The following is a 6,261-nucleotide window of genomic DNA, read 5'->3' as shown; positions in this document are numbered from 1 at the left end:
CCTCTTGGTGCGGTACAATTGTTGCCTGGAGATGGGGAAAGTATAGGTTCCGCGTTGGTGGCAGATAAACGAATTAAGGCAGTTCTATTTACGGGCTCAACCGACACAGCAAATCTTATCAATCGTTCATTAGCAACACGTGGAGGAGAGATTATTCCCTTAGTTGCCGAAACGGGTGGTCAAAATGCGATGCTTGTTGATTCTTCAGCTTTATTGGAGCAGGTTGTTGTTGATGTGATAAATTCTGCCTTTGGTAGCGCAGGGCAACGATGCTCTGCATTGCGTGTATTATTTGTTCAGGAAGAAATCTATCCGCGAACTATGGAGCTTTTAAAGGGAGCAATGGCGGAACTGGTTGTTGGTGAACCGCAATGGTTAGTTTCCGACATTGGTCCTGTAATTGATCAATCTGCTTTATCTCTACTGAAAAGTCATGTTGACACTATGAAAAAACGTTATGAAGTGCTTTATCAATGTTCCTTGGATGAATCACTTGCAGCAGGATATTTTATGCCGCCTACAGCCATTGTAATTGATCAGCTTGCTGCTTTGGAAAAAGAAGTTTTTGGTCCTGTATTGCATATTATTAAATTTAAACGAAGCAATTTGGATGCTGTGATCGAGCAGATTAATGCAACGGGTTATGGTTTAACACTTGGTATTCATAGTCGTATCAATGAGACCGTTGAATACATTAGAACACGAGTTCATGCAGGCAATTGTTATGTAAATCGCAATATGACGGGTGCTGTAGTCGGTTTACAACCTTTTGGTGGAGAAGGATTATCAGGCACCGGGCCTAAAGCGGGTGGTCCTAATTATTTGATTAGACTCTGTCATGAACGCACTTATACAGTAGATACAACTGCGGCTGGTGGAAATGCGAGTTTAATGTCTTTACCTGATTAACATTGCATTGCTGAGCTGGTTCAGAAAATAATCATACGCAACATTCAATGGATAGGTCCCATCGAATGTTGCCCATAATAAAGCTCTATATCTATATGTTGATAGAGAAGCAGGTCAATACATTTAAATAATAAAGAGTACCAGTTAGTCTGATGATCCCAATTCTTGTGTTGAACTTAAGAAACAAAATGTCCTATTATGAAAATTATTTAGAAATAAAATATTAGTATAGTGAAGATTTATTTACCATTTAATCAAATAGGGCAATTAGTATTTTTAATCCGAATTCAACCTATATTGTTTCATAACCATTTAAGTTGTTTAGAACTAACGTTTTGAAGGTGATAATGAGGTCACATTGGTATCATCATGACGGGCCCCTCTATCCAGTAATTTATTAGTCCATGCTATTGCTAATGCTGAAATAATAAGAGTCAAATGAATAACTACTTGCCACATGACTGAAAAATTACTAAGTTTCGTAGGATCAATAAATGTTCTTAGTAAATGAATGGAAGAAATACCAATTAAAGAAAGAGCTAATTTAATCTTCATTGCACCAGCGTCTAAATGATCTAACCATTCAGGGTTATCAGGATGAGAGCCTAATTCTAAGTGCGATACAAATGTTTCATAACCTCCCATAACGACCATAATTAATAAATTTGCTATCATAACTACATCAATTAAGTCTAATACCCCGAGCATAATGTGGGTATCATCAAAGCCATTTAAATGAATAATTAGTTCGAACAGTTCACCGATAAAGCGATAAACATAAGCGGCAAGGATGAGAATTAGCCCTAGGTATAAAGGGAGTTGTAACCATCTTCCCATGAAAATAACTGTACTAATACCTTTTTTCATTTTATACATTTAATAATCACCTTTATAAAAAAGTTATCTTAACCGTTATTTAAAAAAATGTTAAGAAATTATAATATTAGTTTTTGGGAGCAAACATTGTTGATGATACTAGCAATGGAAATTGAAGGGTATAATGGTGCTTGGACTTATCGGATTCATTGAATATCAAAATATAAAGCACCTTTAAATAAAATACAGATATTCTCAAAATGTTCTATAATGCGGCTTCCTGTTTTCAATAAAAGAGAAAATCAAAATGAAAAATATTTTGCAATCAGATGACGTAGATGAATTTTCTGGTAAATTTGTGGCAATTCACGTAACTCTTCCTAGCTATTTTGGCAGAAAAGAAGAATTCCCGATAATTAGAGATAATAGTTTATTGTTTGCGTTTATTTGGAATCATAAATGCAATTTGAAGGACGGTGAAACAGGCTACGATATGTCGGAGCTACTGAAGAAAGATGTTCGCCCATCTATCCATACTTTAATTAATTCAAAATTATCGCAGGTAACAATGCAAATGCGACTGGCCACAGATGAGGAACTAGACATAATTAGGACGCTGATTAAAACTAAAGAAGCGAAATTCGAGTATGAAGGATACAAAGATAGTTTGATTAAAATTGATGATGCTATAAATGAATTAACAAGCAATACTCGTTTACACGTGTGAGTTTTTCGGTAAAGACGGAATAAAAATCGATGGTAACTTTCTACTCCGACTTAATTACTCTTGTTTGTAAATTGCTGCATATAAGCAATTTCTAGTAGTTGCCTAAGTTCATCCTGTGTTCAATCCTTCTTGATGCCATGTTTAAGGCTTCTTCGGAAGTCTTTGTCATTTTTTAAAGGGCATTCTAGATAGTCTATTTACAAAGTGAGGCAGTAAACTTTAGAATCTCTATCGGCGAAAAAATATCCATTAGGTAGATTTTTGTAGTTATTAACAGGCAAGAAACCATTTTTCTCATAAAACCGATGCGATGCTACTGCTACCGCAGGAGTATCGAGAAAAATATTTTTGAGTTTTAGCTCTTTTGTTTGTTGTAGGAATTGCTGAAAAAGCAAGGCTGCAACACTAGGAATAGTTCCACGAAGTTCTTTTTTAACAAAAAACTTTCTCATAATACCCGTTTCACTATTTAATTTTTGAAGTCCAATTGAGCCGACAATTTCAGTTCCTTGTTTAGCAATCCAAAAACCTCCATCAGAATAAAAATATAAGGGTTCTAAAAGGTCAGGTTGCTCTTCGGCTTTAAGATTCAATTTGAATTCATTATTTTGGATATCGAGTGCAAAAGTACGAAGAGCGATCTCTTCATCTTTAATGAGCGGAATAATCGAAATTTCAGGCATAATGTATCCAATGTAAGCTAAATTAAACTACTTATGATAACGAAATAAGCCTCCATAAACACTCTTTTTATTTTTATTTATCAATAGCTCAGTTGATTAATAATTATTATATAGCTCCTCTAAAATATCTCGGCTATCCCGTGGCCAACGGAAATACCACTAAGTCTGATTATCACAATAATCAGACTTAGTGTGAATTTCTTTTATTCCCCTCTTGCCCAAAGAACACTAAGGGAATCCCCGCTTTCGCGAGGATCATTTTCTTAATTGCAGTGATTAGGTTACGACTTATTAACTTCCCACATAGCAATATGAGCACCAGTTGGATCAGTGATAATCGCAAAGCGACCCATATTTTTTACTTCAGTGACTTCTTTTACTTCTACAGCACCATGTGCTCTTGCATTTTTTAATGAATCATGAATATCATCTACTAATAGGTAAGCCATCCAGTGAGGTGGAATTTTCCCTTGCATTTCATTAGGTATTTGCCACATGCCAGCTATGTCTTGATCATTAACACTAACTATCGTATAGATTATTTCTTCCGTTTTTATTTCTTTAAACTGCCACCCAAAAACCTTGCTGTAAAACTCTTTTGCAGCATGGATATCGGGAGTGGATAGCTCGTTCCAACAAAATTGACTTGGGTTCATTATAAAACTCCTTTTATTAAACGTAAAAAGTATGAGAGTAAGCGTAGATGAATTAAAGCAAATGTCAAATAGTAACGTATTGTAGTTTAATGGTATGTTAACACCGGACAGTAAACTTTCCTAGGGAGAGTATTGTTTCTTTTGCTTTTGGAAAAGCGGCGTGTAGTGGATTAATTACTAAATTAAATTCTTCAGGAACCATCACTGAGGGAATAGCCATTGCCAAATATTTATTAGGAGTAAAAAAATAGCTTTCTGCAAAAAAACGATTTGAATTAGGTGAAGGAGCATCACGCCATTCATGAGGTAACTCTGAAATATTACATCGAACAATCAATTCATCCGGTATTTCAATTGAAAATTTATAGTAACTAAATCCCGATACTGAAAGCCCATTATGTGACAACCATTAATGATATCAACTTTAGCGTTTATATAAATATCAAGAACTAACAATAAACTTTCACTGATAGATAGGATGACTTTGCCTCCTGATTTATTTATGTGTTTTTACAAATGGTGTACAGTTAATGTAGGTAATTCATTTGGGGAAGTAGATGTGCCTTGCAAAGGCCAAACATCCATTATAATGATTGTCACACCCTAAATTTAAAAGCGTCTTGCTCAATGCAACAGTTATCTCTACTATTTAGCAAAAACAAAATGCTAACATCCAAAGTAAGGTGGATGCTTTGATTAAATTTTCAAAAAAACTAATACCGCAATCACTGAAAAATTTCTTTGAATGGAGTTTTGCATTTATTCTCCTTCTCATTATTATCCCAGTCTTTGTTCCCTTGGTACCGAAAATGCCAGGCTCAGATATTGATTCTTCCTGGGCTACAGCCCTTAATCAAGCAGTGGCGCAAAAATTGTCTTTTGGCAAGAAAATCATATTCACTTTAGGTCCCTATTCATCCATTTATACAAAAGTATATCATCCCTCTACGGATCACATGATGCTTCTGGGTAGTTTTTATTTAGCTGCTTCCTATTGGTTCGCTCTGCTGGTGCTTGGATCAATAGATAACTCATCGGGACAGAGGGCGCTAAATTGGCAGCAGGCCCTACTGAAAAACATGCAATGGCGCTGGATTATAATTTTTATTTTGTTAATTTCGACCATGATGTACATCAAAGATTCTCTATTTTTTTCTTATCCTTTGCTCGTAGGGATTATTAGTTATAAAAGTTTATTTAATAAAAATCCTCAAAATATTTGCTTACCCATCTGTTTTTTACTGTTTGCGCCATTTGGCTTATTAATCTTAATAAAATGTTCATTTATTATGATAAGTTTTGCAACAATGGTGCTCTGTGCTTTATTTTTTATACTCTATAAGAAAAATAATCTAGCTTATGCGTGCTTGATTGGTCCTCTTATTTCAATGCTATTTTTTTGGAAGTTTGCGGGACAATCATTCATTGACTTACCTTATTATCTGGGTCATTCGATCTATTTTGTTTTTGTCTTTACCGAAGCTATGTCTAGAGTAGGAAATAATCAAGAAATCATCTTATATTTAACTTCCTCAACACTGATCCTGTTCTTAATTTACAAACAAAAACAAACAACCGATGCAAAACTATTTTTATTAGCATTATTTGGGATTTTTTTATTTCTTTCATTTAAAACTGGCTTTACACGCCATAATCACGCTCTTATTTCTGGGATATCAATTCTAATTGCTGCGTTCAGCCTTCCTTTTGTCTTATCCTCTCGATTTAGTTTTGCTGTTATCGCTAGCTCACTAATTACCGGAAGTTATATTACTAGCCACTACCGAGCCATCTCAATAAAAGATAATCTCATATCTACTTATTCTTCAAGTTGGTATGGAATCACTTCAAGAATAAGAGATGCGAACTGGTTGCCAAGAAATTTTGACCTTATCATGGACTTTCATCGGACAAAAGCCTCTATACCCATGATGCAAGGCACAACAGATATTTATTCTTATGGACAAACTTATTTAATTGCCTCAGGGAACCTGTGGTCTCCCCGCCCTGTTTTTCAAAGCTATTCAACTTTTTCTCCCTTATTAGCAGAAAAAAATAAAAAACATCTTGAAAGTATTCAAGCGGCGGATAATATTATTTTTAGAATAGAACCCATTGATAATCGTATCCCTGCCTTAGAAGATGGGGCAAGTTGGCCTTTATTAATAAAGAATTACCACTTAGTTCAGCAAGACAATCGTTTTTTATATCTCCAGAAAATAAAAAATTCCTCTATAACTCTATTACCGCTAAAAAGTGAATCACATCGTTTAGCTGAGGTGGTTAATGTACCGTTCACAAGTCAACCTCTCTTTATTGCTATCGATATAAAACCGGGTTTTTGGGGTATTTTAAACGTTATTTTTTTCAAAATAAGCCAACTTGAAATTATTTTTGAACTGGAAAATGGAGTAAAAAAGTACTATCGACTTTCTGCAAATATGGCTAAATCAAATTTTCTCTTATCCCC

At 34.7% G+C, this 6,261-nt stretch carries 7 protein-coding genes; 3 read left to right on the top strand and 4 right to left on the bottom strand.

The genetic code is table 11. From position 1 onward, the window contains the following. The coding region (locus WA877_RS00895) for an aldehyde dehydrogenase family protein (RefSeq protein ID WP_425169060.1) at positions 1 to 909 on the top strand (909 nt) is incomplete at its 5' end. A gap of 327 nt (positions 910 to 1,236) precedes the next feature. On the opposite strand, the gene WA877_RS00890 is transcribed toward WA877_RS00895, so the two are convergent. Continuing rightward, on the bottom strand, positions 1,237 to 1,785 hold the full coding sequence (locus tag WA877_RS00890; RefSeq protein ID WP_425169059.1) for a TIGR00645 family protein: 549 nt from the start codon (positions 1,783 to 1,785) through the stop codon (positions 1,237 to 1,239). Between the two features lie 247 nt (positions 1,786 to 2,032). Between WA877_RS00890 and WA877_RS00885 the strand changes: the two genes are divergently transcribed. After that, the gene (locus WA877_RS00885) at positions 2,033 to 2,452 is read left to right on the top strand and encodes a hypothetical protein (protein ID WP_425169058.1); all 420 of its coding nucleotides are present in this window, start codon (positions 2,033 to 2,035) and stop codon (positions 2,450 to 2,452) included. 197 nt (positions 2,453 to 2,649) lie between these two features. Here the strand turns inward: WA877_RS00885 and WA877_RS00880 are convergent, their stop codons facing one another. The 3 genes from WA877_RS00880 to WA877_RS00870 all read right to left on the bottom strand — a co-directional run bounded on the left by WA877_RS00880 (position 2,650) and on the right by WA877_RS00870 (position 4,197). Then, positions 2,650 to 3,135 carry a GNAT family N-acetyltransferase gene (locus tag WA877_RS00880; protein WP_425169057.1) on the bottom strand — a complete coding sequence of 162 codons (486 nt, stop codon included), beginning with the start codon at positions 3,133 to 3,135 and terminating at the stop codon, positions 2,650 to 2,652. A 281-nt stretch (positions 3,136 to 3,416) separates the two neighbouring features. Next, positions 3,417 to 3,791 (bottom strand): VOC family protein, encoded by a 375-nt coding sequence (locus WA877_RS00875; protein ID WP_425169056.1) that lies wholly within the window; start codon positions 3,789 to 3,791, stop codon positions 3,417 to 3,419. Between the two features lie 97 nt (positions 3,792 to 3,888). Continuing rightward, positions 3,889 to 4,197 (bottom strand): RES family NAD+ phosphorylase, encoded by a 309-nt coding sequence (locus tag WA877_RS00870; RefSeq protein ID WP_425169055.1) that lies wholly within the window; start codon positions 4,195 to 4,197, stop codon positions 3,889 to 3,891. A 286-nt stretch (positions 4,198 to 4,483) separates the two neighbouring features. Here WA877_RS00870 and WA877_RS00865 point away from each other — a divergent pair. Beyond that, positions 4,484 to 6,261 (top strand): hypothetical protein (locus WA877_RS00865; RefSeq protein ID WP_425169054.1); only part of this gene is annotated, 1,778 nt, incomplete at its 3' end.

The organism is Legionella sp. (genome assembly GCF_049790535.1).
Classification (GTDB): domain Bacteria; phylum Pseudomonadota; class Gammaproteobacteria; order Legionellales; family Legionellaceae; genus Legionella.
The sequence above is the reverse complement of the archived record's forward strand: the minus strand, read 5'-3'. Positions and strand labels throughout refer to the sequence as shown.